1 protein-coding gene and 1 pseudogene are annotated in these 524 nt (G+C 67.6%); one reads left to right on the top strand and one right to left on the bottom strand.

Annotated features, from left to right (window positions below; genetic code table 11):
- A pseudogene (locus tag MOV74_RS40105) lies at positions 1-179 on the top strand (TetR/AcrR family transcriptional regulator); the annotation flags it as partial.
- Between the two features lie 151 nt (positions 180-330).
- Here the strand turns inward: MOV74_RS40105 and MOV74_RS40100 are convergent.
- Positions 331-524, bottom strand: a 194-nt coding sequence (locus tag MOV74_RS40100; protein ID WP_309486899.1) for a pyruvate kinase alpha/beta domain-containing protein, incomplete at its 5' end; no start/stop codon positions are given.

Below are 524 nucleotides of genomic sequence, written 5' to 3'. Positions count from 1 at the left end.
AGGCGCTTGTCGGGCCGCTCGCGCCCGACAATCTCGACGATCCCGTCAAGATGCGGGACGCGGTGCAGACCGTGACGCTGCTGGCGCTGCGTGCGGTCGGCGTCATGGACGCGCGCGCCCGTGGTCTGGTGGTGCAGCAGACGCTGCTGCCGACAACGAAGGCGCTGGTTGGCGCGTAAAATCGGCCGCGCGACCGGCGCTGCGGCCTGACTCTGCTCAGGTCGTTGACTGGGCAAGCCTTTTTGCAGGACCGCAGCAAGCTCGCCGGAAGCCCCGGCTACTTTGCATGGGGTTGTTTTTCGATTTTTTGTTTGGCGGGCCCTGCCGGACCTAAATGTTCGCGTCGCCTTCGGAGCCGACCGAAGCAATGCGCACCATGTTGGTGGTGCCGGGGATGCCGAGCGGCACGCCGGCGACGATGATCACGCGCTGGCCGGCGCGGACGAAGCCGTCCCGGAACGCGATCTGGCCGGCGCGGCTCACCATGTCGTCCTGGTCGCGCGCGTCATCGGCCACCACGCAGT

Origin of the sequence: Bradyrhizobium sp. SHOUNA76 (genome assembly GCF_023006445.1) — a bacterium.
Taxonomy (GTDB): domain Bacteria; phylum Pseudomonadota; class Alphaproteobacteria; order Rhizobiales; family Xanthobacteraceae; genus Bradyrhizobium.
The sequence above is the reverse complement of the archived record's forward strand: the minus strand, read 5'-3'. Positions and strand labels throughout refer to the sequence as shown.